21 protein-coding genes and 1 pseudogene are annotated in these 26,432 nt (G+C 71.0%); 15 read left to right on the top strand and 7 right to left on the bottom strand.

The genetic code is table 11. From position 1 onward, the window contains the following. The first annotated feature begins 360 nt into the window (after positions 1 to 360). From ACQPW6_RS29395 to ACQPW6_RS29370, 6 genes are read left to right on the top strand one after another with little or no spacing between them, the layout of a single operon-like run. Complete coding sequence (locus ACQPW6_RS29395; RefSeq protein WP_433892713.1) at positions 361 to 2,496, top strand: B12-binding domain-containing radical SAM protein; 2,136 nt, start codon at positions 361 to 363, stop codon at positions 2,494 to 2,496. A gap of 55 nt (positions 2,497 to 2,551) precedes the next feature. Then, positions 2,552 to 3,709 (top strand): aldo/keto reductase, encoded by a 1,158-nt coding sequence (locus ACQPW6_RS29390; protein WP_433892712.1) that lies wholly within the window; start codon positions 2,552 to 2,554, stop codon positions 3,707 to 3,709. Next, positions 3,706 to 5,571: an aminotransferase class V-fold PLP-dependent enzyme gene (locus ACQPW6_RS29385; RefSeq protein WP_433892711.1), complete on the top strand. Its 1,866-nt coding sequence runs from the start codon at positions 3,706 to 3,708 to the stop codon at positions 5,569 to 5,571. The genes ACQPW6_RS29390 and ACQPW6_RS29385 overlap by 4 nt, the downstream gene beginning before the upstream one ends. Beyond that, entirely contained in the window at positions 5,568 to 6,887 is a 1,320-nt protein-coding gene (locus tag ACQPW6_RS29380; RefSeq protein ID WP_433892710.1) for a formyltransferase family protein, read from the top strand. The genes ACQPW6_RS29385 and ACQPW6_RS29380 overlap by 4 nt, the downstream gene beginning before the upstream one ends. Beyond that, positions 6,884 to 7,540, top strand: coding sequence for a hypothetical protein (locus tag ACQPW6_RS29375; RefSeq protein ID WP_433892709.1), 657 nt, complete (start codon positions 6,884 to 6,886; stop codon positions 7,538 to 7,540). Before ACQPW6_RS29380 ends, ACQPW6_RS29375 begins: the two co-directional genes overlap by 4 nt. Before the next feature lie 29 nt (positions 7,541 to 7,569). Continuing rightward, complete coding sequence (locus tag ACQPW6_RS29370) at positions 7,570 to 8,394, top strand: endonuclease/exonuclease/phosphatase family protein (RefSeq protein WP_433892708.1); 825 nt, start codon at positions 7,570 to 7,572, stop codon at positions 8,392 to 8,394. On the opposite strand, the gene ACQPW6_RS29365 is transcribed toward ACQPW6_RS29370, so the two are convergent. Continuing rightward, positions 8,384 to 9,076, bottom strand: coding sequence for a nucleotidyltransferase family protein (locus tag ACQPW6_RS29365; protein WP_433892707.1), 693 nt, complete (start codon positions 9,074 to 9,076; stop codon positions 8,384 to 8,386). The genes ACQPW6_RS29370 and ACQPW6_RS29365 overlap by 11 nt on opposite strands. A 125-nt stretch (positions 9,077 to 9,201) precedes the next feature. On the opposite strand from ACQPW6_RS29365, the gene ACQPW6_RS29360 reads away from it, so the two are divergent. From ACQPW6_RS29360 to ACQPW6_RS29345, 4 genes are read left to right on the top strand one after another with little or no spacing between them, the layout of a single operon-like run. Then, positions 9,202 to 10,113 carry an endonuclease/exonuclease/phosphatase family protein gene (locus ACQPW6_RS29360; protein WP_433892706.1) on the top strand — a complete coding sequence of 304 codons (912 nt, stop codon included), beginning with the start codon at positions 9,202 to 9,204 and terminating at the stop codon, positions 10,111 to 10,113. Further along, a complete protein-coding gene (locus ACQPW6_RS29355; protein ID WP_433892705.1) occupies positions 10,110 to 10,802 on the top strand; it encodes a hypothetical protein in 693 nt (230 codons plus the stop codon). The genes ACQPW6_RS29360 and ACQPW6_RS29355 overlap by 4 nt, the downstream gene beginning before the upstream one ends. 27 nt (positions 10,803 to 10,829) lie before the next feature. Next, on the top strand, positions 10,830 to 11,516 hold the full coding sequence (locus ACQPW6_RS29350) for a hypothetical protein (RefSeq protein WP_433892704.1): 687 nt from the start codon (positions 10,830 to 10,832) through the stop codon (positions 11,514 to 11,516). 53 nt (positions 11,517 to 11,569) lie between these two features. Then, complete coding sequence (locus ACQPW6_RS29345) at positions 11,570 to 12,406, top strand: hypothetical protein (RefSeq protein ID WP_433892703.1); 837 nt, start codon at positions 11,570 to 11,572, stop codon at positions 12,404 to 12,406. Between the two features lie 49 nt (positions 12,407 to 12,455). Here ACQPW6_RS29345 and ACQPW6_RS29340 read toward each other — a convergent pair whose 3' ends face one another. Beyond that, positions 12,456 to 12,797 carry a nucleoside triphosphate pyrophosphohydrolase gene (locus ACQPW6_RS29340; RefSeq protein ID WP_433892702.1) on the bottom strand — a complete coding sequence of 114 codons (342 nt, stop codon included), beginning with the start codon at positions 12,795 to 12,797 and terminating at the stop codon, positions 12,456 to 12,458. 244 nt (positions 12,798 to 13,041) lie between these two features. On the opposite strand from ACQPW6_RS29340, the gene fxlM reads away from it, so the two are divergent. Together fxlM and ACQPW6_RS29330 are read left to right on the top strand one after the other, a co-directional pair. After that, complete coding sequence (gene fxlM / locus ACQPW6_RS29335) at positions 13,042 to 14,280, top strand: methyltransferase, FxLD system (RefSeq protein WP_433892701.1); 1,239 nt, start codon at positions 13,042 to 13,044, stop codon at positions 14,278 to 14,280. Positions 14,281 to 14,648: 368 nt separating this feature from the next. Continuing rightward, positions 14,649 to 15,263, top strand: a complete 615-nt coding sequence (locus ACQPW6_RS29330) for an NUDIX domain-containing protein (protein ID WP_433892700.1) — start codon at positions 14,649 to 14,651, stop codon at positions 15,261 to 15,263. Positions 15,264 to 15,965: 702 nt separating this feature from the next. Here ACQPW6_RS29330 and ACQPW6_RS29325 read toward each other — a convergent pair. Both ACQPW6_RS29325 and ACQPW6_RS29320 read right to left on the bottom strand, forming a co-directional pair. Beyond that, positions 15,966 to 16,580, bottom strand: coding sequence for a PP2C family protein-serine/threonine phosphatase (locus ACQPW6_RS29325; protein ID WP_433894701.1), 615 nt, complete (start codon positions 16,578 to 16,580; stop codon positions 15,966 to 15,968). A 76-nt stretch (positions 16,581 to 16,656) separates the two neighbouring features. Next, the gene (locus tag ACQPW6_RS29320; protein WP_433892699.1) at positions 16,657 to 16,845 is read right to left on the bottom strand and encodes a hypothetical protein; all 189 of its coding nucleotides are present in this window, start codon (positions 16,843 to 16,845) and stop codon (positions 16,657 to 16,659) included. A 311-nt stretch (positions 16,846 to 17,156) separates the two neighbouring features. On the opposite strand from ACQPW6_RS29320, the gene ACQPW6_RS29315 reads away from it, so the two are divergent. After that, the gene (locus tag ACQPW6_RS29315; protein ID WP_433894700.1) at positions 17,157 to 17,816 is read left to right on the top strand and encodes a glycosyltransferase; all 660 of its coding nucleotides are present in this window, start codon (positions 17,157 to 17,159) and stop codon (positions 17,814 to 17,816) included. Positions 17,817 to 17,866: 50 nt separating this feature from the next. On the opposite strand, the gene ACQPW6_RS29310 is transcribed toward ACQPW6_RS29315, so the two are convergent. Continuing rightward, on the bottom strand, positions 17,867 to 19,720 hold the full coding sequence (locus tag ACQPW6_RS29310; RefSeq protein ID WP_433892698.1) for a hypothetical protein: 1,854 nt from the start codon (positions 19,718 to 19,720) through the stop codon (positions 17,867 to 17,869). 441 nt (positions 19,721 to 20,161) lie between these two features. On the opposite strand from ACQPW6_RS29310, the gene ACQPW6_RS29305 reads away from it, so the two are divergent. Next, positions 20,162 to 20,509, top strand: a complete 348-nt coding sequence (locus ACQPW6_RS29305; protein ID WP_433892697.1) for a response regulator transcription factor — start codon at positions 20,162 to 20,164, stop codon at positions 20,507 to 20,509. 117 nt (positions 20,510 to 20,626) lie between these two features. On the opposite strand, the gene ACQPW6_RS29300 is transcribed toward ACQPW6_RS29305, so the two are convergent. After that, a complete protein-coding gene (locus ACQPW6_RS29300; protein ID WP_433892696.1) occupies positions 20,627 to 22,723 on the bottom strand; it encodes a hypothetical protein in 2,097 nt (698 codons plus the stop codon). A 1,015-nt stretch (positions 22,724 to 23,738) separates the two neighbouring features. Continuing rightward, positions 23,739 to 24,628, bottom strand: a pseudogene (locus ACQPW6_RS29295) (substrate-binding domain-containing protein); the annotation flags it as partial. A 189-nt stretch (positions 24,629 to 24,817) separates the two neighbouring features. Here ACQPW6_RS29295 and ACQPW6_RS29290 point away from each other — a divergent pair. After that, a complete protein-coding gene (locus ACQPW6_RS29290) occupies positions 24,818 to 26,431 on the top strand; it encodes a glycoside hydrolase family 43 protein (RefSeq protein WP_433892695.1) in 1,614 nt (537 codons plus the stop codon). The last annotated feature ends 1 nt before the right edge of the window (position 26,432 follow it).

Raw genomic sequence — 26,432 nt, 5'->3', positions numbered from 1 at the left:
TGGTGCCAGGCGGCAACCGCCACGTGCCAGACCGTGTCGGACTCCGGCCGCTTCGCGGGCCGGCGCCGCAGCGCGGCCCCCGGGGCGCTCCGTTCTGCTGTGCAGTGAAGGGAGCTCGATGACGAGGACACGTCCACCGCTCGGCCCGGAGGAACAGGCGATAGAGATCGGCGCTCGCCGGAAGCCGGTTTCGGTCATTTCTCTGCCATCCCGATGCTTTTGCCACGAAGCACGCCTTGATCCGTCCATGCTGCTTGCCCGGGTTCGGTTTCCAGCCGGCGTGCGGGCTGTGTGGATGCCGCCGGGGCAGCGTTCTCGTGCTCGCGGCGTGGCCATCACCCATCGACCTAGGCGGTCAGCATGACGGTGTCCACGACCCGTACCACGACCGGAGAGATCGCCCGCATCGTGCAGGCGTGGGAGCTGGCCCGGCCCGAGCCAGTCGTGACGGTGCCGCCGCAGGCGCTGATCGACCTCCCTCAGCTGGTCGGGCTGCTCGCGGGCGCCAGCACCGGCAGGGTGATCGTCTCGGGCACGCTGGAGCGGCGCCTGCTGCTGCTGGAAGCTCCCGGCGGCAGGTGGGCGGCCGCCGACCTGTCCGGTCTCCCGCACGCCGCCCGCCACTGGCCGTCCTGGGCCGACGGGCACCTGCGGCTCGAGTCGCCGAACTCCTGGCTGAGCTGGGCCGATCTGGACGATGTGGCCGTCGGGCGATTATCGCGGCCCAACGTCCTGATCGCCGCCCTGTACCACCCGGAGAACTTTCCTCTCCCCCGGTTCCCGTTGGGCATATCGGACCTGGCTCGTGCCGCGCGCACCGCGCTGACCGGCCGGATCGAGCTGACCGACATGCAACTGGGTGTCGGCCTGGACGAGCTGGTCACCCGGGTGCTCGCCGATCCGCCCGACATCCTCGGGGTCTCGGCCACTTTCGGACAGCACGACCTGATGACCGAGCTGCTGGACGCCGCGTACGGTCTGGACGAGCCGCCGCTGGTGGTGGCGGGAGGGAGCCTGACCGCCCGCAACGAGCGGCTGCTCCTTGAGCGCTACCCCCGCCTGCTCGTCGCCCGGGGCGCGGGAGAGACCACGATCCAGGACGTCCTGGCCTACTGGCACGGCGACATCGCCCGCGAGCAAGTGCACGGCATCGGCTACAACGGCGCCGCGCGCGGCGCGGGGACCCTGCAGGTCACCCGGCGGCACAGCGCCCGGCCCGTCAACCGGGCCGCCGGCGACATCCTTCCGGAGCTCGATCTGCTGCCGGCCACCCTCAAGCGCCACGGTGTGGCCCAGCTGGAGACCTCCCGCGGCTGCACGAACTTCTGCACGTTCTGCCCCCGCGACCACAAAGGGCAGTGGGCCGGCGCCGGACCGGACGCCATGCCGTGGCTGCTGGACAGAATGGCCGGCGTCTTCGACGACCACCCCGGCGTGAGCCGCACGCTGTATCTGGTCGACGAGGAGTTCGTCGGCCGCGGACAGGATGCGGTGCCTCGGGCCCTGGCAATGGCGCGGACGCTGAGCGATGCGGGGTTCGGCTGGGAGACCAGCTGCCGCATCGACCAGGTGGTGAGCCCCGGACACGACCGCGACTGGCACCTGGAGCGGGCCGGCATGTGGCGCGCCCTGGTCGGCGACGGGCTGCGGCGCTGCCTGTTCGGGGTGGAGTCCGGTGTCGACACCGTCCTGGCGCGGTTCCGCAAGGAGACCACCGGCGAGCAGAACGCCCTGGCGATCCGCACGCTGTCGGCGCTGGGGGTGCCGACGCGCTACACCTACATCACCTTCGACCAGCTGATGAGCATGCGGGAGCTGGAGGAGACCTTCGCCTACCAGGGCAGGACCGACCTGGTGCTCAAGCCGCTGCCGCACCTGAGCACCGCACAGATCGTCGACGGTGTCCGCGATCCCGCGTTCGTCGCCGAACACTCCGCCGACAGGCCCTTCCACTCCGCGATCTCGTACATGCTCGTCAGCATGGAGTGCCTGATCGGCGCCGCGTACACCAAAGCGGCCGAGCGGGCGGGACTGACCGGGCAGGCCCGCCCGTCGATGGGCCGGGTCGACGCCCGCTTCGCGGACTGGCGCATCGGCACCTGCTCGCAGTGGGCGCAGCTGTGGGTGGACCGCAACTTCAGCCTCGACTACACCCTGAAGTCCCTGGAGAAGATTTTGGACGGCCCGCCCCGCTACGCCGTCCGCGACACCCGGGTGATCCTCAAGAACGCCGCGTACACCGTGTTCGGGCACATGCTGCTCGCCGCCCGCGGCGCCGACCCCGATGACGTCCGGCACGAGCTGCTGGAGCGCAGGCTGGGGCACCTGCTCGAAACCGAGATCGACGTGCTGCGGCAGCGGCTGGACCCGGCCGTCGAGGACGTCGCCCGGCGCCTGCCGCCCGACGGCGCTGCGACGCTCCGCTCGGAGTACCGCCGGTGGGAGGCACGTTCGGGCTGGACGCTGATCAACGCCGCCGAAGCGTGCAGCACCTGACCGCCCCGGCCACCGGGCGCACCGGCAGCAACCGATACCGACGATGCGGAGGACCATGACCACGGGAGATGAGCAGTACCGCCCGGGCGGCCGGATCACCCTGCCCAGCGGCGCCCGGGTGGGCCGGCTGGGTATCGGCTGCTGGCCGATCGGCGGGCCAGCGGACAACCTGGGCATGCCGATGGGCTGGAGCACCGCCACCGACCGCCAGGCGAGGCTGGGTCTGGAGCGCGCCTTCGAGCTCGGCGCGAACCTCTTCGACACCGCGGACGTCTACGGCCTCGGCCATTCCGAGCGCCTCCTGGGCGGCCTGCTGGCCACCGTGCCGCGCGACCAGGTCGCGGTCGCCAGCAAGGTCGGCTACTTCACCGGCACCGCGGGGAGCGCCTACGCCCCGGGGCACATGCGGCGCCAACTGGAGCAGACGCTGGAGAATCTGGGCACCCCCTACCTGGACGTGTACGCCCTGCACAACGGCAACTTCGGGCCCGAAGACCGGGACCTGCCCGCCGCGGTGGAGGCACTGCGCTCCTTCCAGAAGGAAGGTCTGATCCGGGCGGTGGGCATGCGCGGCCCGCACCGCTACGCCCCCGAGCGGCTGCAGGCGGCCCCCGGGGAGCGGGAGGACAAGCAGCAGCGGTTCCGCCGGCAGTTCGAGCTGGTGCGCCCGGAGGTTCTGGCCGTGCGGGACAACCTGCTCACCCCGCACTCCTCGACCGGCGGGATTCGCGCGTTCGCCGCCGAGCACGGTCTCACCGTTCTGGTCAACAAGCCGTTGGGCCAGGGCCTGCTGACCGGCAAGCACTCCCCGCAAGCTCCGCCGCGGTTCGGGGCCGGGGACCACCGGCAGCGCAAGGCGTGGTTCACCGCACCCGCCTTGGCGGTGCTGGACGAGCACCTCGGCCCGGTGCGGGAGCGCTTCGGGCCGGAGCGCGCGGAGCTGGTGCGGGCTGCCCTGCACTACCTGCTGCACCGGTGGCCTGGCGCCGCGGTGCTGGTCGGATTCACCACCGTGGCGCAGATCGAGGAGAACCTCGCCCGCCCGCACCGGGCACTGTCCGCCGAGGATCTTCACTCGCTCGCGGCTGCCGGGGCCGGGGCGCAGCAGGCCCTGGACGCGCTCGGCGAAGTCTTCACCGACGAGGACCGCGGCCGCTCCGGCCACGGCGCCGCAGAAACCCTGCCCATCACCAGGAGAGTTGAGGACACGTGAAACACGAGTATCCGTTCATCGTGATCGAAGGCGGCGACGGGGCGGGCAAGACCACGCTGGCCCGCGCCGTCGCCGCGGCGCTGAAGGACCGCGGCGTGACGTACGTCGACCGCCGCCAAGTCTCCACCACCGCCCCGTACGCGACCCGCCTGATGGAGCACCTGTCGCAGATGCTCTGGCACTGCGGCGACTCGCCCGATCTCCCGGACACGTTCTGGGCCCACCTGCAGGCGGCATGGTTCATCGCGCACGGCGAGCACGTCGTGTCCCCCGCGGCGCAGTCCGGTCCGGTGATCGTCGACGGCTGGTACTACAAGCTGACCTCCAAGCTCCTGGGCCAGGGGTGGAGCAGCACCGAGATAGACCAGCACTTCTCTCGGGTGCCGGAGCCGGACCATGTCATCGTGCTGCGCGTGGACCCGGAGCAGTCCTGGGACCGCGCGTCGAACCGGCTGCGTCCCTCCGAGCTGGGCATGCACGGCGAGTTCGCCGAGCTCGGGAAGGTTTCATTCCTGGCCTACCAGCAGGCCGGCCTGGACGCGTTGACCATCATGGCAGGCCAGCGCGGCTGGACCATCCTGGACGTCCCCGGCGACGAGAGGAGCGAGGACACCGCCCGCCGGCTGGCCGCCGAGGTCGAAAAGCTCCTGGACCAGAGCGACAGCGGGCACCCGCAGGTTCCCGCCTACAGCTGGCCGCACGTCGATGCGAGCCTGCGGACCGCGGTCGACCGGCAGGTCCGCCGCTCGCTGTCCGACCGCGACGCGCGCGGCGTGACCGGTGAGTTCGAGACCGCGTTCACCCAGTTCGTCGGGGCTCCCTGGGCGGTGTCCTTCTCCTCGGGCACCGCCGCGCTGCACGCCATGTGCGTCGCCGCAGGGCTGGGGCCCGGTGATGAGGTCATCGCGCCGGCGTACACGTTCTTCGCGACCGCGTCACCGTTCGCCTACGAAGGCGTGAACCTCGTCTTCGCCGACGCCGACGCCCTGGGCAACCTCGACCCGGCATCCCTTCCCGGCCTGGTCACCCCCCGGACCAAGGCGGTCATCGTCACTCACATGTGGGGCAATCCCTGTGACATGACCGCTGTCGCCGCGCAATGCGCCAAGCTTGGCCTCATGCTGCTGGAGGACTGCTCCCACGCCCACTTCGCCTCCTGGCGCGGACAACGGGTGGGCACCTTCGGCGACATGGCCGCCTTCAGCACCAACCAGAAGGCGGTCACCACCGGCACCGGCGGTGTCCTCGTCGGCCGCACGGACCGCCACCGGGAACTGGCCCTGCTGCACGGGCACTACAACAAGCGGTGCTTCCAGGAGATCCCCGGCTCCCGCCCGTACGCCCCGTACGCGCTGACCGGCATGGGACTCAGCTCCCGCATCAGCACGATAGGGGCGGCCATCGGCCTGGACCAGCTCGGCAAGGCCGACCGGATCGAGACCCGGCGCCGCGCGGTCATGGACGCCTACACCCACGCCCTGGCCGGCAACCCCGTGGTCTCCCCGGTCATCGTCGACCCGGACCTGGGCCGGCACGGCCTGTACGTCATGGGCCTGCGCTTTCACCCCGAGGCCGCGACCGTCACCGTCGGGGACTTCGTCGACCGGCTCACCGCCGCCGGGACCGACTTCGACCTTCCCGGCTCCACCACCGTGATCGCCGACGAACCGCTCTTCCACCGGACCTCGCGCGACGAAGGATGGGACACCCCGCACACCACAGGTCCAGGCGTCTTCCCCGGCGCCCAGGCGTTCATCGACAACTTCATCAAGACCCCGCTGTGGGGCTACCCCGGCGACGAGACGGCCGTCGAGGAGCACCTGGCGACCCTGCGCGACGTCTCCTTGCAGGTCTCCCGGTGATCCCGCCGGGCACGGTCACCGCGGCGGCCGCCGCCGACGGCGACGTCATCACCCGCAAAGTCCTCACCGCGCTGCAGGCGGTAGCCGGCGCCCCCGGCCTTCCCGGCTGCCTCACCGCAGCCCCCACAACCGGGAACGGTGTCCGCCGGGTGCCGCTGGGCATCGCCCGCCCCTCCCGGGCCACCAGTGCCGCCCGCGCCCAGATGCTGGCCTGGCTCCAGCAGCACTCCGACCAGCACGCCGACCACGACGGTGAGGAGGCCTTGCTGCACGCGGTGGAATCCAGCGCACTCGTGCGGCCGCCCGCTGCGGAGCGCGGTGCCCGGCTGGACGGTGAACTCGCCGCGATCTACCTGATGCTGGCCCGCCACTGGATTCGGCGTTCCCAGCGCACCGGTGACCACCGGTACCTGAACGCGGCACTGAAGCTCGTGGCCGCCGGCCTGTACTCCCCGGCGCCGCCGCCGCTGGCCGTCGCGGCCTTAGCCGAGGCGGTCGACGCCGTCGAGCACATCGGGCACGAAGCAGTGCCGGCTTCCCTGCCGCAGCCGGACCGTCCGCTGACGCCGGCCCGGGCTGAATCGGCCGCCGGTCGGCCGCCGGTGCGGATCGCGGTCCTGGCCGGGGCCGCCTCCAGCGGCCTGCCGCTGTTCCACAGCGCCGCGACGGCCGCCGGCATCGAGCTGAGCACCATCGTGCTGCACCAGCCCGGCCCCCCAGCACCCCATCCCGGCAGCGTCTACGACAGCGCCTGGTACCCCCGGTCCGCCGCGCCCGGCCCCGGTCTTCACGGCCAGCCACTCCCGCCCGCGCTCGCGCCCGCCGTCCCGCGCCACAGCGTCGGCCACCAGGACTGGGCCGCCGTCGCCGCTGTGCTGTGCGCTGACCGTACCGATCTCCTGATCCTGCTCGGGATGGACGTCGTCCCTCCCGCTGTCCTGGCCGTGCCCGCCCTGGGCACGGTCAACGCCCACAACGGCGCCCTGCCCGCCTACCGCGGCATGGACGCTGTGGCCTGGGCGTTTCTGACCGGCACCGCCCCGGTCTGCAGCGTGCACCTGGCCACTGACGACGTCGACGCCGGCGACGTCCTGGCCTCCCAGACCGTCCCCGCCGGCGGAGATCTGCGCCGGACGGTCAAGAGCACCCAGATCGCCCTGCTGACCGCGGTCAGCCGCCACGTCACCGCTACCGGCCGGCTGCCGCCCGCGCACCCGCAGAGCGGCACGCCCCGCCGTTACTACCGCATGCACCCGGCGCTGCGGCGCCTGCTGGACGCCCGCCGCCCCACAGCTCTGATCGGAGGCACACCGTGACCACCGCCCCGCCTCTCCTGCCGGGCCTGGCCGGCCTGGACTGGGACGACCTTGCGGCGGTGTCCGCCGCGTGCGGCGCCGCGTTCGACACGCTCACCGCGGACCGGTGGGCCGTCCTCGCCGGCCTGCTCGAAGGCGTCCCCGACGACCCGCACCTGGCCGGCATGTGCGAGAGCTACGACTTCATGGACAAAGTGGTCCTCCACGACGACCCGGAGCACGGCTACCGGATACGGGTGCACTGCTTCCTGCCCGGATACTTCGACCGCCCGCACAACCACCGCTGGTCGTTCGGCTCGATGATCCTCACCGGCGCCTACCGGCACGTCCAGTACGGCGGTGACAGCGGCTTCGAGACCGCTACCGCCGGCACCCTCCAGCCACTGAGCGTCCGCACCGAGCGGGCCGGCGACTGGTACGTCCTGCACCACACCGCCGTCCACGCCGTCACGGCGGAGGCGGGCACCATGTCGCTGGTCCTGCGCGGCCCCGCCGCCAAGGACCGGTTCCGCATCATCGACGCCCCTTCCGCGACGTCCTTCCACGTGCGCGGCGCCGCCGAGGAGTCCCCCGCCGAGCGTGCCGCCAAGCGCATGACCAGCGCCCGCCTCACCACGACCCTGGGCGGCATCCTCGCCGCCCGCCCCCACTGACCCAGCGCCCCGGCAAGGACCCGAACCCCATGAGCAATCCCGTCCAGAGCTTCCTGTTCGGCGACGCCGACACCGTCACCGACGACCTGGCGACCCGCGAACTGCGCCTGCTGGCCTGGAACATCCAAAGCCCCTCCCTGGAGCGCGCGCGGCGGCAACTGGCCTGGCTGTACGACCGCCAGGCCAACGTGCTGGTCCTGACCGAGGTCAAGACCGGGGAGGCGGCCGCCCACATCGCCAAGGACCTCGACAGCAACGGCTACCAGATCGCCCGCCCCCCGCACGGGCCCGACGACAAGTACGTCAACCTGATCGCCACCAAGGGCTACCGGGCCCGGCCGCTCGCCCTCGCCTTCACCACACCGAGGCTGTCCGGAGTGCGGCTGGACACCCACCTCGGCGACGTCGACGTGATCGCCCTGTACTCCCTGACCAACGGCATGAGCGCCGACAGCAGCCGCAACCGTGCCGCCTTCCAGTCCGAGGTCCTGCGCGCCCTGGAGACCAGGATCCGCGACGAGCCGGACATCCCGCTCCTGCTCACCGGCGACTTCAACGTCCTGGAGCCCGGCCACATCCCACCGTGCGACCTGTTCGAGGAACACGACTACGCCTTCTACCGCGCCCTGGAGGGCCTCGGCCTGTTCGACGCCTACCGCGCGCTGCAGCCCGACGGCACCGACGTCACCTGGCTGGGCCCCAAGGGAGGACAGCGCCTGGACCACGGCTTCGCCTCACCATCGCTGGCCGGCCGCGGACAGCTCGCCGCCTGCGGCTACGACCACCGCGCGCGGACCTCCGGGCTCAGCGACCACTCGGCGTTCACCCTGACCCTGGGCGGGATCACCCAGTGACGCCGTCCTGCGGCCCGGCCGGCCACGGAAGCTTCGTCAGGTGAGGCCACACGCCCAGCCACCGCTGCGCCTTGTCCTCGTACACCGACTTCGGGGCCACCGTCAGCGGGTTCGGGCGCAGGATCCCGGCGAACAGATCGGCGAACCCGTGGGTGGAGTGCACGCTCAGCGCGCCGTCGGCGCTCAGGCTCACCGCGACGCAGCAGCACGTCGCGGCGAAGGAGGACACCGCATGCTCCAGGCTCGTGTACGGCGCGATCGCCTTGCCGAACTTGCCCTCGTACCACAGGTGGACCCGGGCTTCGTTGCGCGGTTCGACGATGGCGTCGATGCCCTCGCAGGCGTGCAGGCACCGCTTGATCACGACGTCCTCGGCCTCGTAGCTGAGGTCCTGGTCGTCGAAGAAGAACAGGTCGTGGTCGCGGATGCCGGCGTTGAGGTCGCTTTCGCCGGCGGCGACGTTCCACACGCTCTGGAAGAGCGATCCGGCCGTCAGATACCAGGGCGGCAGGTCAAGCGGGGCCAGGCGCTCCAGCACGCCGCGCACCGTCGGGTTGCGCAGCACGGTGGCCGCGAACGCCGCGGCCTGCTCCTCGGGGCGGGCCGAGGCCAGGCCAGGGAGGTCATGGGCGGTCACAAGGTCGCGGGTGTCACGCACCGCCGCGTATTCCAGAACAGGCACCCGCACGACCCTGCCACACCCGGCGGCCCCGCACCCACACGACTGCGCTGTCGGCGCGGCGAGTTGACGCAGCCGCCCCGCACTGTGGGCCGCCGTCCGCAGGTGAGGGCGGAGGAACCCGCCTCGTGACCCAGACGTCCCCGGCCCGCCAGGTTGCACCCGCTCCGGCCGTCGGGCAGCAGCCGGCCGGCCACGCCCGGCTGGCGCCCGCGAGCGAGGTGGGTGTGGTCACGTGGAATGTGCAGCACGCCAGCGTGTCCAGATCCGCCGACCAGGTCGCGTGGCTGGCGCAGGAGCCCACCGCGGACCTTCTCGTCCTGACCGAGGTCGGGCACGGTCCCGGCGGTACGGCCCTGTGCGACGCGCTGGGCGCCGCCGGCTACCAGGTGGTCGACCCGTCGCCCGGGGGCGGGGACTACCGCACCGTGCTGGCCTCCCGGCACTCCGGGCTGACCTGCCTGGGCTCGCTCACTCAGGTCTTCCCCCACCGCACTCCGGTAGCCCAGCTCACCATCGGCACCGTGCCCGTTGTCCTCTCAGGGCTGTATGTCCCCTCCCGGGGCCGGCCGGCCCGCAGGAACGTCGACAAGCGCGCCGTCCAGGAAGCAGTATCCCGCGCGCTCCCGGCCCTGGTCGCCCAGCACCGGGGCCCGGTCGTGGTGGCCGGTGACCTGAACGTCGTCGACCGCGGCCACCGCCCGCACCACAAGGTCTTCGGCCCCTGGGAGTACGGCTTCTACGACTCCTTCGCCGCGGCCGGCCTCACCGACGCCTACCTCGCGCACCACACCCCCGGCACCGACCACGACCACAGCTGGTTCGGCCGGGCCGGCACCGGCTACCGCTTCGACCACGCCTTCCTCACCTCCGCCCACCGGCGCCACCTCACCGCCTGCGCCTACCTCCACACCCCGCGCCTGACCGGACTCAGCGACCACTCCGCCCTGTCCCTCCTCCTGCGCCTGCCGTCCCCACCGGCCGGCGCGCCGGCGCACCCGGCCGCTGACCACCCTCCGACCGAAGGGAACCGCACGTGACCGCGACCATCCCCGATCACCGGGACATCTGCATCTCCTGCGCCGAAATGGCAGGGGACAAAGAGCTCAACCTGCTCTGGGACCTGCTCGGCGAGAGCATCGGCCTGTCCTACCTGCTGCACGACGGACCGAACTTCGTCGTCATCCCCGGCGCCGGGGCCATCGTCCCCGGCTACACCCTGGTCATCCCCCGCCCGCACATCCTCTCGATGGGCTTCCTGGACCCCTCCCTGGACGAGGAGTTCACCCACCTGCTCGCCGGAGTGACCGCATGGGCCGAAGCCGAGTTCGGCCGGGAGGCCCACATCTTCGAGCACGGCGCGAAGAACTTCCGCGAGAAGGGCGGAGCGTGCGCCGACCACGCCCACACCCAGGTCGTCCCCCTCGGGCCCACCGACCGCTTCGTCGCGCAGCTGCGCAGCGACTTCACCACCACGGCGAGCACGTCCTACCTGCATTCCGCCCGCACCACCGTGGAGCTCGGCAACGGCGACCCCTACCTCTACACCCACAGTGCCAGCCACGGCGGGGCCGTCGCCGTGGCCACCGGGGCCAAGAGCCAGTACTTCCGGCGCCTCATGGCCGCACACGACGAACGCCCTGACGAATGGGACGGCCCCATTTTCCCCGGCACGGACAACATGCGCCGTACCCTCGCCGCCGGCCAGAACCTCCACCGCTACCTGTAGCCCTCGACCGATCCGACAGGACCCCACGTGATCGCTGAGCTCCTCGCCCGCGAACTGTCATCCGCCCGCTGGGGCCCCAAGGCGGCACGCCTGTCCCAGGCCGCCCTGCACGGCGTGCCCGTCCCCCAGGGACTGTGCCTGGACAGCGCCGCCGGCCCCGCAGCCCTCGACCAGCACCGCCCCGCACTCGCGCACTGGCTGACCGCGACGCGCCCTCCGGCCGTGATCGTCCGTTCCTCGGCCACCGCCGAAGACGGCGCCGAGGTCTCGGCCGCGGGACGCTTCCTGACCGTCCGGGATGTCCGGCCGCACCTGGCGGACGTCCTCGACGCCCTCCAGCGCGTCAGCACCTCCCAGGAACGGGCCGGCGGCGGCTGCGTGATCGTGCAGCAGCAGCTGCACGCCGAGCTGATGGGCGTCACGTTCAGCCGGCCCGACGGGAGTCTGCTGACCGAAGGCAGCCCGGCGGCGGCAGCGGTCACCGACGGCGCCGCCCCTGCTTTCACGATGAACAGCACCCGGGAGTCGTTCAGCCTGCACGGTGAACTGACCACCGTGCCGCCCGTCCTGCTCGCCCTGTACCTGGACCGCCTCGTCCGCCGCCTCGCGGAGATCTTCCCGTTCCCGCTCGACCTGGAATGGGCCACGGTCGCCGGACAGGTGTTCCTCCTCCAGGTCCGTCCCGTGACCGCGTCGATCGAGCCAGCCGCATGATGGGCAAGGCCGAAGCGACAGCCGCACTCAGGAGGCTCGGTCTGGACCGCACCGTGACCGCCGCCTACGACGCGCCCGCGGACCTCGACCCCGCAGCCATCCACCGGGACCTGGGCGACGGGGACCGCTACGTGGCCAGGGCCAGCGCCACCACCGCGGCCCTCAACCTGCCGCGCATCGTCGACGCCACCGCGCAGCAGGTCTGCCAGTGGGCGGCCCAACTGGGCCCCGGTCTCGGCATCCTCGTCCAGGCGTACTCGGAACTCGCCTTCTGCGGCCAGCTCGCCGTCTACCCCGACACGGTCGTCGCCGAGCTGGTCTCGGGCGTGTGGGAGATGAGCGCCGCACAACAGCCCATCAGCATCACCGGAACGTGGGAGCCAACGCGAGGCGTCCGATGGACGCACGTATCCGGGGCGGTCCAGGACCAGCCGTGCACCTGGCTCTACGAACCCGACGCCCACCGCGGCCACGTCGAGGACTGGATGATCGCCGCGACCCAGCGCTGGACCGAAGCCTCAGCGCCCGGGCTCCAACAGCTCCTCGGCGTCAACCAGGGAAACGCCTACGGCCTGAAGTTCCACCGCACCAGCAGTACGGGCGTCGCCGCCCAGAATCTCTACGACAACGTCCCCCCGCCTTCGAGCCTCCAGCGAATAGCCGTGCCACAAGACTGTCCGGTCATCGGCGATGTCCACCAAGCCGTACCGGCCGCCGGCGAAGTCCAGCTCGATGTCTCGGTCTGCCGAGAGGACGCTGACCATTTCGACGGGCTGATCGACAGGCTTCGCGCAGCCGGAGTCGCCCGCGTCTACCTCCGCTCGGGACTGCTCTCACACGCTGCGATCAGGCTCCGCGAAGCGGCCATCGACGTGCGGGCAGCCCAATGAACGTCCCCTGTCCACGTCCGCCTGCTGTACCGGCAGCCGCACGCAGCAGTCACCCGCCTGCGGCAGCGGGCTCGCTGTTGCCCGTCCAGACCCACCGCTCGCTGAATCCGCCGCGCTTCTCCGCCTTGGCAGCAGCTGCGGCCCATAGACCCGCCTCGTCCACGCCAGCCTCGGACGCAAGGGCGCACAGCACCTCAAAGACGTCGGCCAGCTCGTCGAGCAACGACTCGCTGTCGGCAGCCAGGACTTCGTCCACTTCCTCGACCAGCTTGGCTCGCAGACGCCGGCTGTACTCCGCCGAACCAGCGCGATACACCGAAGGCTCCAAGCCGCTCGCGCGGATGATCTGCGGAATACGATCCCGGACCAGCTTTCCAGACTCCGGCGCCACAGCCCACTCCTCACAGGTCCACGTAAACGATGGGACCGTACTCTGCCATCTCGCCGAGACCTCTGACCCGCGGATTGCGCGCCATCCTCGCTCAACACGCCGTCTTCGCTCTCAGCCGCGCTGCGGTACCCGCCGACCAGCAGGCCCGGCCGCCTGGTTGGAACGTCGAGTCGCTTTCGCTCAAAGGGAGTCAGCCGTCGCGTCCGCCCGGTGGGCGGCTCCCGCGCCCCCTACCCTCACTGCAATGGAGACCGCCCTGACCGCCGAGACCGATCCCGCCGCGCTGCGCGAAGCGCTGGTGAACCGCCTCGTTGACGGCTGGCACCTGCGCACCCCGGCCGTCACCGCCGCGTTCCGGGACACCGAACGCCACCTGTTCCTGCCCGGTGTCGACCTGGCGGCGGCATACGCCGAGGACGCCGTGCCCATCAAGCACGACCAGGCGGGCGAGATGATCTCCTGCATCTCCGCGCCCTCCATCGTCGCCACCCAGTTGGAGCAGCTCGGCGCCGAACCCGGGCACACCGTCCTGGAAGCCGGGGCCGCCACCGGCTACAACGCCGCCCTCCTGGGCCGGCTCGTGGCCCCCGGCGGCCATGTCTGGACGCTGGACGTCGACCAGGACCTCGTCGACCGCGCCGCGAAGAACCTCACCCTGGCCGGGGCCGCGAACGTGGAGGCCGTGCTCGGTGACGGCGCCGCCGGCCTGCCCGGCCACGCCCCGTTCGACCGCATCCAGTTCACCGTCGGCGCCGGCGACATCCCGGTGAAGATCCTCGACCAGCTCGCCCCCGGCGGACGCCTGGTCATCCCGATGCGGATCCGCGGCAGCATCAGCCGCAGCTTCGCCTTCGAGCGCGACGGCGACACCTGGAAAACCGTCTCCTGCGAGATGTGCACGTTCATCCCCCTGCGCAAAGGCGTCTGCGACGACGTCTACACCCTCATCCCGCACACCGGCGCCGGGGACGTCCGGCTGGAAACCTTCAGCGAGCAGGAGGTGGACCGCGACGGGATGCGCACCATCCTGGACCAGCCGCAGACCAAGGTCTACTCCGGCGTGAAACTCCGCCAGGGCGACCCTTTGGAATGGCTGTACCTGTACCTGGCGTGCGTGCTGCCCAACGGGCTGTCCCGCATGCCCGGGAGCCGTCCCGGCTTCACCCCGCACTTCGGCTGGGGCGCCATGGCCGCCCTCGACGGCGACAGCCTGGCCTACCTCACCGTCCGCGAAGGCGACGACGAGCAGGGCAAATTCTGGGAGCTCGGCGTCATCGGCCACGGATCGCGCACCGCCGAACTCGCCGAGCGGGTCGCCGCCGAAATCCGCATCTGGGAGGCGGGCTGGGGCAACCAGGCAGCCAAGCCCACCTTCCGCATGGCCGTCAGCGACGCCCGCGACCAATTGACGGCCGCCGATCCGCGTCTACTCATCGACAAGTCCCACAGCCGCCTGGTCGTCGACTGGCCTCGCAGGAGCTGATCCGATGATTCCTATAAGCCCCGGGCGCATCCCGCTGGTACGCCGGCCCAAATCTCCGGGCTTCTCTCCGGAGCAGCGCAACACCGAACTCGACGCTCCGGTAACCCTGCCCCCTGGCGCGAGCCACCGCAATCAGGTGGCCGGCTCCAGCGCGGTCCTCACCTACCTGACCGCCTCCGATACTGCCACCCGACCCGACCGCCGAGCATTGCCAAAGGCAGTACAGGGTCCCTCGTCACAGCCGGGTGCTTCACCGGGAGCACAGCCGCGATGGCCGCCGGGCCGGTGCCACAAAGATCAATCGACGAGACCACCAACGTGCCGCGTGCGCCCCGGGCAGATTCCATTACTTCGACTTGGAGGTGCCCTTGCCTGCAACTTCAACCGACCCAACCGACGCCGCGGCGCTGCTCGTCAACGACGACGGCCAGATCCTGCTGCACCTGCGCGATGCCCACAAACCGATCTGGCAGGCCGGCCGCTGGGCGCTGCCGGGCGGCGGCCGGGACCCCGGGGAGCCGCTGGCCGACACGATCGCCCGGGAGTTGCGGGAGGAAGCCGGGCTCGCCCTACCCGGCCTGTCCCCCTTCGCGGTCGTGGAGAGCGCCCGAACCGACGGCCGGGCTGTGCGGATCCTGGTGTACGTGGGCCGGTGGAACGGGGATCCCGGGCGGCTGCGGCTGACCGAGGGGATCGTGCTGCGCTGGACCGAACCGGCCCAGATGCGCTGGCTGACGATGGATCCCGGGACCGAAGCGGTGATCCGCCGCTACCAGGCCGATCCGCACCCGCACCTCGATGCCGCCGGGCAGCCCGAGGTCCTGCGGATGCCCAAACCCGGCGGAGGCGCGGTTCCCACACTCATCGGCGCCCACCTGTACCTGCAGCGCACCACCAGCAGGGGCATTGAGGTGTTCCTCGGCCGGCGGCACCCGTCCTCGGCCTACGCCCCTTCGCACTGGCACGCCCTGGCGGTTCATTAGGCAAGTCAGCTGTCGGCGAGGAGGCTGTCGGAAGTTGTCGACGGCCACGAGCGATCGGGAAGGCCAACCGAGGGTGTGTGCGCTCGTTGATCACAAGCAACGGCACGGTGCGCGTGGTTGGATGGCTCTGAACGCTGCACCGCCCCTCGCGGAGTGCGAGGGGGCATCGTTGTCCTGTACGCGGTTCGGACGGGAGTGCGTGGTCCGCGGGGTGAATCGTTCGCACCTTTTCAGAGAGATTCGTGCAGGGCAATCCGCGGCCCGAACGGCCGTAGGCGGTGTAGGTCATCACCCTACATTTGCCTCGGTAAGCCAGGTCAGCCGGGGAGTTTCCACTCCGCCATGCTGGTCAGCGCCGTGTTCCTGGCCGCCGGGCCGGTCGGAAGTCTTTCCCCAGATAACGCCCTGTTATCTGCGGCACCGGGATTCGCCACCTGCGGTGACGTCCCCGGGCGGTGCGTGAAGCGGCCCCCTTTCGGATCGGCGCCTTGCCCCGCGGTGGCGCGGGTCGCGCGGATCCCGCCGCCCCCCACGAGACAGGCAGCCGATCCCCCGGGGCTGTGGTAAGGCTGCCCGCTCCAGGCCCGGGACCCGCACGGGACGTGCGTGCCGCCGCGCTGCCCACCTCCGGCCGCAGCCGGGCGGAGGCCACTTTGAGCGGCGGTGCGCACGCTGTCACCGGCCCGGGGGTCCCGGTTGCGGTTACAGCGCGGGGGTGGCGGGTGGGTGTTCGGGGCCGGGCTGCCATTCCAGCATCAGGATTGTGGCGTCGTCGGTGAGCTGGTGGTCGTCGTGGGCCAGGACCGCGTGGATGAGGCGGCGCAGCGCTTCGTAGGCGGGCTCGCCGGCGGCGGTGGCGCGGATGAGGAAGTCGGTGAAGTGGTCCAGGCCGAGCATCTCGCCGCTGGCGGCGCGGGCGTCGGTGACGCCGTCGGTGTGGAGCAGGACGCGGGCGCCGGGCTGGAGCTGCTCGCGGTGGACGATCGGGGGCCGGCCGCTGAGATGCCCCAGTCCCAGCGGGGGGTGCACGGGCCGGTCCAGGGCACCGTCGATCAGGCGCTGGTCACGGATCAGCAGCGGGGCGGGGTGACCGCAGTTGGTCCAGGTCAGTTCCCCGGTGGGCAGATGGATGTGGGCGAAGACGCCGGTGCAGTACCGGTCGGGGAACGTCTGCGCCAAAGTACGGTCGACGCTGGCGGTCAGGTCGGCCAGGTCCCCGCCGGCCCGGCGGGCGTTGCGGCACCCCGCCATCGCCACGGAGCCGGTCACGCCCCACAGCAGGTCGTGCCCCATGGCGTCCAGGACGGTGGCGGGCAGGTGTCGATCAGGCTGTGGTCGAAGGCGTCCCCCCGATCCCGTACGCCGGCTCCATCACCGCCGAGCTGCGGCGTTTTCAGGGTGCGCGGGGGCAGGAACCCCCAGATGATGAGACCATCTCGGCGGCCAGATCCATCGGCCGGGTCCGCTGCATACGGATGAAGCTGTCGCTGTGGGCGCCCTTGGCCAGCACGATCAGCGTCAGCAGGCTCGCCAGCGAACGGCAGAACAGCAGCAGGGGGGCGTCGAGGGTGTGGCAGTGCACGCCCAGCACCCCGATGCGTTCGTCCTCTATCCCGGCACTTCCGTGTCCCCCGCAGGTCGTGTCGCTTTGCGGCTCGCTCCTGAGCCACGCCCTGTCGGATACGCGCGCCTGGCCACGAGTCTCATTTCTCACAAGTTGACGCCGAACGGAGCACCGTCGGCGCGCTGTTGCTGCTTCCACCGAGAAGATTGTGCCGAACACCGAACTGCCTGTTGTCGCCGTGATTACCCCCACCGCTCTTCACTCGACGCGACTGCACTTCGTCGAGGAGCTGTACGACAGCATCCGAGCCCAGGAGCTTACGAACTGCGATCATCTCGCTGAACGGGCCACGAGCGGACCCCAGCCTCATCTCTTCGGCGATCGTCGCTGACCGGCGGGTCACAGTCGTCGCGCACGCCGAGCCGGGTCCTGCGCACGCCCGCAACTCGGCCTTGACTCATGTGCGGGCTCCGCGTGTGGCGTTCGCGGACGACGATGACCGGCTCCCGCCCATGTCGCTGGCGGTGCGGAACGAGCACGCTGTCACCACGGGCCTGAGCTGGGTCGCGGGCCGGTCGGCCGACTGGGTGCCGGAGTCGCAGGAGTTGACGACCTGGATGTGTCCGACGCCGGTGGGACGGCATGCGGCCGGTGATGTCGGGCCGTACTGGCCGGACGCGCAGGCCAGTAAGCCGCCGATGGGCCACTGCGTGCTGCTGACCGACACCCGCTTGGCCCGCGCCGTTGGGTATGGCGGCCTGCACAAGGGCGAGGACTACGCATTCTTGATCGGGGTGTGTTCACGGGCGGCCGGCGAGCTGCTGCCGGACGTGGTGTATCACCGCAGGGTCCACCGAGGGCAATGGACGGCGCGGGAGGACTACCGCGACCAGGCCGAGTTCGACGCGCGGACGCACGCCTGGCTGAAGGGACGTGCGGAACGCGAGTTGAGCGACCGCCTTCTTCCCCAGGCAGCCGCCGCTGCGTGAGCGCGGCCGCGGTCCCCGACCCGGCCGTCGGCGACTGGGTCACACGATGCTCAAGACCGCTGGGTCTCCACGACGAACTCCCCGACCTCCCCGGTCTCCGGGTCCGGGTCTCCGCTGAAGGTCAGCAGCAGGTACTGGCTTCCGCCGCCCGCCACCGGCACCTGCACCACCACCGGGTGGGGCGGGTTGACCAGGCGGTAGCCGGGAGCCTGCGGGTGCTGCGCGTCAAGGAGTCCCAGTGTCTTCAGGTTTCGGTCCCAGACCCGGATGTCGTTGAAGCCGCCGGCGAAGATGTACCACTCACCGTCGATCCGCTGCCACCGCGGCCCCTCGTAGAACGTGGCGGCGTCGACCGCGTCCAGGCGGGCGTCGCCGAAGTCATCGTCGAACGACCACAGGGACAGCCCGCTCACCGGAACGCGCCAGCGTCCGTCGAGCAGGACGGGACTCGGGTCGTACCGGCCGTCGATGATCTTGCGCCCGGGCGGAAGCACGTTGACGCCGTGCAGGCGGGCCTCGGGGGCGCGCGTCACCATCACGTCGACGTGCCAGTCGGTGAGGTCGCCGGTCGACCAGGTGCTGGTGAAGACGTCGAGACCGCCGTCGTCGCGGACCACGACCTTCCCCGCGTAGTCGCCGACGCAGTACGGGCCGCGGTAGCCGAAGATCTTGCCGACCTCCTGCAGGCTGCCGAAGTCGGACGGGGCGAAGCTGAAGATGCCCATGTGGCCCGCGGCGTTAGAGCCCAGACCGGCGTTGGTGGCGGTCAGGTACAGCCGGCCTTGCCTGGTGTACGGCCTTCCGTCCGCGTAGGTGATCAGACACGTGTCGCGCAGCGAACTGCGGCCGTACCAGCCGGCCTGCACACCCGTGAGGGCGACCTCGCCGTCCGCGGCGCCCGCACCGAAGCCGTTCTTCCAGCCGCGTGCTGTCTCGACGACGCGCAGATCCACCGTGTCGATGTTGCCGGCGCTCACCACCTCGCGCCAGGTGCCTCCGCGGGGCCGGACATAGGCGGCGACCAGCATGCTGGTGATCGCGAAGCCCACCTCGAACGGCCCGGTAGCCGGGTCGACCAGCGCCACCTTGAGCATGCGGTCCCCGGCCACCGGCGCGCCGTCGGCGTAGGCCGTGCCGCCGGGCACGACGTCGCGGTCGGTTCCCCACCAGGCCGGTTTGCCTGCGGCGTCGCTGAGTTGCAGCATGTACGTGCCCGCAGGGACGGCTTCATCCAGCGGCAGGGTCCACCAGGAGTTGTCCACCGACAGCGTCACCCGGGTCTGCGCCACCTGCGTGCCGTCGGGGCCGCCGCGCAGCAGCGTCAGCGTCACCTGGGAGGTGTTGATGCCGTAGTTGCCGAGGAAGACGCCGAGCGAGACAAACGGCGCGTCGGCGGTGAAGCCCTGGCCCACGGTGTGTCCCGCAGTCACGTCGGTGGCCTTGTCGAAACCGCTCGCCATCCCGGCACTGAGGGTGGTGCCGGAGGCAAGCACCTTCCGGACGCCGCCGGTGACCGCCCCCAGGGTGATCCGGCCGGTCTCCGGTTCGTAGCGTGCGGTCAGGTGGTTGTCGGCGTCCTTCACCAGTCCGGCCGCCACCCACGCCCCCCGTGCCTGGAGCGCGCTGCCGTCCGCCTGCACCGTGACCGCGGTGTACGGGGCCTCCTGCGCGGTGTCGGAGCGCAGCAGCGTGCCGTGAGGACCCTGCCCCCCCGGTGCGGTCAGCCGCAGGACGCCGCCTTCGCGGCGTACCCGGGCGGCCGGCGCACCGACGCCCGCCGGCAGCGCCTGGTAGGCCGGGCCCCCATGCCGGAAGCCGTCGTCCAGGGTGAGGAATGCGGACATCAGCTCTTTAGGCCGGTAGCGATCGGCGATGGCGAAGTGCAGATCGGCTGGGGTGTGCACGGCCGCCCCGGGGCCCGTCGGTCCGGGCCGGCCGACAGCCTGTGCGGTGCCGGTCGCGAGCAACGAGGCGGCCGTTGCCCCAGCGGCGGCGCCGAGCAGCGTCCGCCGGCTCGGTCCCGGGAGCGGGATGCCGGCGGCCGGGTGGGCACCACCTTCGGGCGAGGGCTCGGAAGCGCTTGTTTCGTTCCCTGACTTCGCAGACACGTGCATCCCTTCGTAGAAACGATTCAAAACTCGGAGTGTACGAACGGGGAGCGGGGTGGTCAATGGACCCAGTGAACCCCGCCTGGCGGACGCCTACCGATCACCCAGCCGACCCATGAAGGCTGTTGGTGGGCAGTCAGGCCGAGTGCCGCCGCACCAACGGCCGCGTGCCGCAGCTGCGAACGGGAGCGGTGACGAGGGGTTGACGGTCACACATGGGCCGCCCTATTTTCCTGATTGAAACGAATCATCAACGTTGTCGGCCACCCAGGGACGGATTCGGTGATGGATGACCCTCCTGGTGTCGTGGCTTCCCCGCCCCCGTCGACCTGGACGGGGGCGCAATGTCGTGCGGGCGGGATCTGCCGGCGGGCCGGGCGGGTGGCGGCCGGCCGGCAGATCAGACCGGACGAGCTGCTTACGGTCGCGCTGTTCGCCGAGGGGTTGCCGGTCGACGCCATCGCGCGTCGGACGGAGGTATCCGAACGGACCGTCCGTCGGCGCATGCGCGCGCTGTGCGACCGGCTCGGCGTCCAGAGCGCCGTGCAGGCCGCCGTGTGGGCCGTTCGGCACGGGCTGATCTGACAGCCCACCGCGCGCCGGCCGGACCGCACCACCGACCGACCGTCCCGCCGACAGACCGCACCGCGGGCGCGGAAGGGCGGCGTGACCCCCGAACTCCCGTATTTCGGAGAGGCGTTGTCAGTGCACGGGGAACTCCCGTCCGCGGATTATCTGCGGGGAGGCGTTCACCAGGAAGTGGCCGAACAGGCCGGACGCCGGATCACCGTCGCCGTCCATGGACAGCTGGATGAACCGCGTGCGGTTGCCGGGCAGGGGAATCGGGACCAGCATCGGATGCGGAATCCAGCCGCCCGGGTGCGGGGCGTCGAGCGTGCCGACCAGGTTCGTCCGCTGGTCGTAGACCCGGTAGTCGGTCCCGCTGCTCGACAGGATGTACCAGTCCTGGCCGATCCGGCACATCTTCGTGCCCTCGTAGTACACCCCGCCGTTGTCGTTCGCGCCCACCTGGACGGGCTCGCGGAACGCGTCGTCGGTGAAGCGGTACGCCGTGGTGCGTCCGCCGTCGGACAGCGCGAGCCACCATGTGCCGTCGATCCGTACGGGGAACGGGTCGATACCGCGCACCACACGGCGGGGTGCGACCACATGGACCCCGTGCAGCAAGTCCGCGCGGCTTTCGGCGTACTCCGTCGTCCCGTCACCGAAGACGTCGTAGTCGCCGAACGTCACGGCGACCATCCGGAAGCCCCCGGCGGCCGGGTCGTGGATGACGCGCCCCGCGTGGTCGCCGAGCACCTGCCCGCCGCGCTGCGCGAAGACCTTGCCGACCTCCTCCACCGGTCCGTAGTCGCGCAGCGACATGCGGAACACGCCCATGTGCGCGGCGGGGATACCGCCAGCCAGTCCGCTGTTGGTCAGGGTGAAGTACAGCTTGCCGTCGCGGATGTACGGGGTCCCATCCGGCTCGGACACGATGTCGGGGTCACGGATGCCGAACTGGCCGAAGTAGCCCGCCTCCAGCCGGCTGAGGATGACAGCGCCGCGGTCCGCGCGCACCCCGATCGTGTTGCGGTAGGACGCGAGCAGGTCCCCCCCGGTCTGCGGCGCGGGGAACATCACCCGGATGGTCCGGTCGCCGGCCACCGGCTTGCCGTCGGCGTACGCCTGTCCCCATGCGACCACGTCGGTGCTGTTGCTCCACCAGGCGATCTGGCCCGCGGGCTGCGACTGCTCCAGATAGTAGGTGCCGGCCGGCAGCGGGGCGTCGACGGTAAGGAACTGCCAGGTGTCGTCCGGCACATCGGTCAGCCGCGAACGGGTGATAAGCGTCCCGCCGGGGCCGTCCTGGTAGAGCGACAGCGTGACCGACGCATCGGTGGTCTGGTAGGTGGGGAACATCCCTCCCACGCTCACGAACGGCTCGTCGACCGTAAAGGACTGCCCCAACGTGCCCCCGACCGCTGGCTTCTGGGGGGTGTCGAAGGTCGTGTTGGCGATGCTGCGGCCGACACCGCGCAGGTCGGGCGCGCCCACGGAGTCGGCGCCGGCCAGTACCCGCCAGCCGCTGCCTCCGTCGGTGAGTAGGTTCACTCCGGGCCCGGTGAGGATGAACGCCAGCCGGAAGGGCGCTGTGAGCGACGCGGCAGCGGTCGTGAGTGTGTGCACGCTCCCGTCGCTCGCGCGGTCGATGCCGACCGTTCCCGAGGCGTGGTTGTACCAGGCCATGAGGTAGTCGCCCGCGTCCCGTGCCAGGCCGACGAACACGGTGTCATTCTGCGAGCCGGCGTCGTGGGCGGCGCCGGCCAGGGATTCGACGTCCGCGATCACCCCGCTGTAGGGAGCCCGTTGGGCCGTGTCCGAGCGCAGCAGGGTGAAGTACGGCGAGGGCGCGTCGAACCTCAGCCGGCCGCCACCGGAACCGATGCGGGGGGCGGCCAGTTCGGGGTCCGGCCGCAGCCTCTCGTAGCGGCGCAGGCTTCCGAGGCGGCTGAAGTCGTCATCGAGCGAGCGGAAGTTGGGGGACACGATCGAGTACGGGACCTGCTTCGCAGCCGGGACGAGCGTCAGATCTGCGGGCAGCAGCGTCGCCACGTCCAGTCCGTCGCCCGTGCGCGCCGAGCCCGCGGTCCCCGTCGAGCCCACCGCGCCGGTCGCGGCGGACGCCTGGCCGGGGGTTAGGCCGGCTCCGGCCAGACCGACGGCGCTGGCGACCACCGCCTTCAGTACGCCCCTGCGACTGCTCGGCAACCCGTCGTCCTTGCCCTCGACTGCCATCACCATCTCCGATCGACCGGTAGGAGAGCGGCGTCAGCCGCCTGTGCCCATCTGTAGGAGAACTGGCCGCGGCGGGTCAACGAATGCGTCCGCTATCGGCCAGCCGGTGCCGCAGGCACGGCGCGGGCAGCACCGGTGCGAGATCCGCCGGACGGACCCCGGTGCCGCGCCGAAGCGAACCGTGCCAGAGCTGATCTCCGAAGGACCCGGGAAAGACACCACAATGCGGTTCAGCAATCGGGTCTACGGCCTGTACACCCGCCGGCTGCGGCGGCACATCCAGGGCGGGGCGCTGCCCCGGCACGTCGGGCTCATCATGGACGGCAACCGCCGCTGTGCCCGGCAGGTCGGCCTGGCCACCCCTGGGGCACAAGTAGGGCGCGGATCACTTGGACAGCGTTGTCCCTGCCGAAAACCTCATCCGTGCAGCTCAGCTCAGCGCTACTATCAACTCATCCAAGGTGACGACCGGGCACGGATCCGCTTGAACGTGTTCAACGGACGGTCAGGCACGGCATGAACCCGTTCGAACAACCCCGTCCGCTACAACCGACACAGACCGCCGAAACGCCTACAGACCTGTGCGGATGAAATTCTCGGCACCCACAGGCCCGGCACCCACGCACTCTGCCACCGCAGGTTGCCGGGGCCTGGCGACGGGAGCGACCGGGCACCCCGACCGAATCGATCGAGATCGTCACCCACATCTGGTGGCTGGCCAAGCTCTTCACCGACGACAGCATCGGTCCAGTTTCATGCCCCAGCCGACTCTCGCAACAACGGATGAGATGCCACCGTGCGGAAGCCACCTGCCCGCGTGGCTATAGAAAGGGCGGAAGCCGCTTCGGCCGGGTGTGGCAGGGACACTCCCCCTACCCACTGAAGATCGATTTACGAGCTCTATGCACCATGTACGGTGACGCGAGCCGCTCCGCCCCCGGGGCGAGTTGCTCACTCCAACTGCGGCGCCAGCGAAGTCCCGACGGTCGGCGATCCCGGTTCGAGCCTCCCGGCGTCAGCGCGTCGGGAGGCTCGAACCCCTCACCACAAGTTCGGGCATGAGCGCGCGCTGCTGGTGGTGTCGGGAGGCACTCGGCCCCGTCTCTTCCAGTAGGAGTTCTGCGGCTATCCGACCCATCTCGGCGGCGGGCTGCCTCAGCGAGGTCAGCGGTCGCACCGGCGGCGAACTCGATGTCGTCGTACCCCATGATGGCGAGATCGCGGGGAAGCACCATGCCAGCCATGCAACCCACGTGGAGCACGCCAAGTGTGAGCAGGTCATTGGCGCAGAAGACGGCGGTGGGCCGCGGTGCCACGCCGGCAGGCGGGAGGCCGCATCCCGTCCGGCGGCGACGTCGTGACGGCTGGCCCCGGACTCCAGCAGCGATTCAGGACCGAGACCACCTTGGCAAGCGCCTGAAGCAGGGCAGGTCGCCGATCCTGCACCTGCTGGAACTCGGGCGGGCGGTAGGCAATTTTGCGATGGTCAGCCTGGACGAGATGCCAGCCAGCGCGCCCCGGCGGTGTCATCAACGGACACCGAGCACTCCGTGGCGCCGGGTGCGACCCGGTCCACCAGGACGAAGGGCACCCTGTGCCGACGCAGGTGCTCCAGGCTGGCGCCGGAAGTGTCGGCCGGGGTGACAAGCACGCCGCGCACCCGCTGCTCGACCAAAGAGCGAAAGTAGGTGAACTGCTGGCACTCTGCCCCCTGTTGGCGACGGTGACGACGAGGTCGGCATCACGAGCAGCGGACTCGGCGTCTCGTGCGACTTCGACGAAGAACGGGTTTCCCATGTCCAGCACGAGCAGCGAGACGTTGCGGCTCTGACCGGCTCGGAGTTGGCAGGCCGGGGCGCTTCGCACCTGGCCGAGATCCCGCGGAGCAGCTGAGACCTTGACCTGTTGAACCAAAACAAGATATGAAAGGATTCACACACAGATTCAGGGTGTCCCCGGCACGCCGAGCCGCAGATTTCGGCCCGCCACCATAGACAACCGCACCAAGGTGGTATCTCCCTCAAGAGGGTTCCACTGCTTCATCGCAGTGCAAGGCACCTCCGATCTGAAACTATTCACCTTCGCGAGGTCCACATGAGCAACACCGCCGCCCCGGGCGATTACGTCCACGACGCGATCCGCAACCCTGTCCTGCCGGGCTTCCACCCGGACCCTTCGCTGCTCCGGGTCGGCGACGACTTCTACCTCGCCACGTCTACCTTCGAGTGGTACCCGGGCGTCTCGCTGCACCACTCCCGCGATCTGGTCCACTGGCAGTCCCTCGGCGGCATCCTCACCGAGCGGCGGCTGGTCGACCTCGGGGGCACGCCGGACTCCGACGGCGTCTGGGCACCCAGCCTGTCATGGGCGCACGGCCTGTTCCACCTGGTGTTCAGCCGCGTGGACAACCACCGCGGCGGCTGGTGGGACGTGCAGAACTACGTGACCACCGCGTCGGCGCCGGACGGGCCGTGGTCCGATCCGGTGCCGGTGCACGGGCGCTGCTTCGACCCTTCGCTCTTCCACGACGAGGACGGGACCTGCTGGATGCTGTCCCCGGCGGGCGACTGGCGTCCGGGCCGCTATCCCTTCGCCGGCATCCAGGCCCAGCCCTGGGACTGCGCCGCGGGCCGCCTCGTCGGCCGACCCGAGGTGATCTTCCACGGCACCGAGGTCGGGGTGACCGAGGGGCCGAACCTCTACCGCCGTGACGGCTGGTACTACCTGGTCACCGCCGAGGGCGGCACCTCCTTCGACCACCAGGTCACCGTCGCCCGTTCCCGCAACGTCCTCGGCCCGTACGAGATCGACCCCGGCGGTCCGCTGCTCACCTCCCGCGGCAGGCCGGAACTGGCGCTGCAGAAGGCGGGACACGGCAGCCTGGTCCAGGCGGGCACCGGCGAGTGGTACCTCGCCCATCTCGCCGCCCGCCCCCTCTCCCCGCTCGGGGCCTGCACCCTCGGGCGCGAGACCGCCCTGCAGCGCGTCGAGTGGACGGCCGAGGGCTGGCCGCGCGTGGAGGGCGGCGTCCCGGCGGAGACCGTGCCCTCCCCCGGGCTCCCCGCCCACCCCTTCACCCCGGCGCCGGAACGCGACGACTTCGACCAGGAGGTGCTGGCGCCCCACTGGTCCACGCTGCGCCGGCCGGCGAGCCCCGACTGGGCGGACCTGACCGCCCGCCCCTCCCACCTGCGCCTGTCCGGCGGACAGTCGCCCCGCGGGCTGCGCGCCCCGAGCCTGGTCGGACGCCGCGCCGACTCGAGGGACTGCTCGCTTGAGACACGCGTCGAGTTCCGGCCCGAGACAATCCGCCAACTCGCGGGGATCACCGCCTACTACGACACGGGCAACTGGCACTTCGCCCACCTCACCCGCGCCGACGACGGGAACACCGTGCTGTCGCTGCTGTCCTGCGACCGCGGTGTGCGCATCGTGCACGACGACTGGGCCGTCGCTCTGCCCACCGGTGCCGTCGTGGACCTGCGGGTCAGGATGACCGGCGCCGAGGTCAGGTTCGGCTACCGGACCGACGGCACGGACTGGGCCGACCTCGGGCGGGCCCTGGACGCCACGATCCTCTCCGACGAGCACGCGGGAGAGCCGGACAACCCGGCGTTCACCGGAACCTTCCTCGGCCTGTGGGTCCAGGACATCGGCGCGGAGGGAATCCACGCGGACTTCGAGCACGCCGTCTACCGCCGCCACTGAC

Source organism: Streptomyces sp. CA-111067, assembly GCF_050956065.1.
In the GTDB taxonomy this organism is placed as follows: domain Bacteria; phylum Actinomycetota; class Actinomycetes; order Streptomycetales; family Streptomycetaceae; genus Actinacidiphila.
Note: the sequence above shows the minus strand (reverse complement) of the source record. Positions and strands in the feature narration are given on the sequence as shown.

Bases quoted from the DNA above. Each gene is read 5' to 3' on its own strand.
- ACQPW6_RS29395 (WP_433892713.1), top strand. From the start codon at position 361: ATGACGGTGTCCACGACCCGTACCACGACCGGAGAGATCGCCCGCATC.
- ACQPW6_RS29390 (WP_433892712.1), top strand. From the start codon at position 2,552: ATGACCACGGGAGATGAGCAGTACCGCCCGGGCGGCCGGATCACCCTG.
- ACQPW6_RS29370 (WP_433892708.1), top strand. From the start codon at position 7,570: ATGAGCAATCCCGTCCAGAGCTTCCTGTTCGGCGACGCCGACACCGTC.
- fxlM (WP_433892701.1), top strand. From the start codon at position 13,042: ATGGAGACCGCCCTGACCGCCGAGACCGATCCCGCCGCGCTGCGCGAA.
- ACQPW6_RS29300 (WP_433892696.1), bottom strand. From the start codon at position 22,723: ATGGCAGTCGAGGGCAAGGACGACGGGTTGCCGAGCAGTCGCAGGGGC.
- ACQPW6_RS29290 (WP_433892695.1), top strand. From the start codon at position 24,818: ATGAGCAACACCGCCGCCCCGGGCGATTACGTCCACGACGCGATCCGC.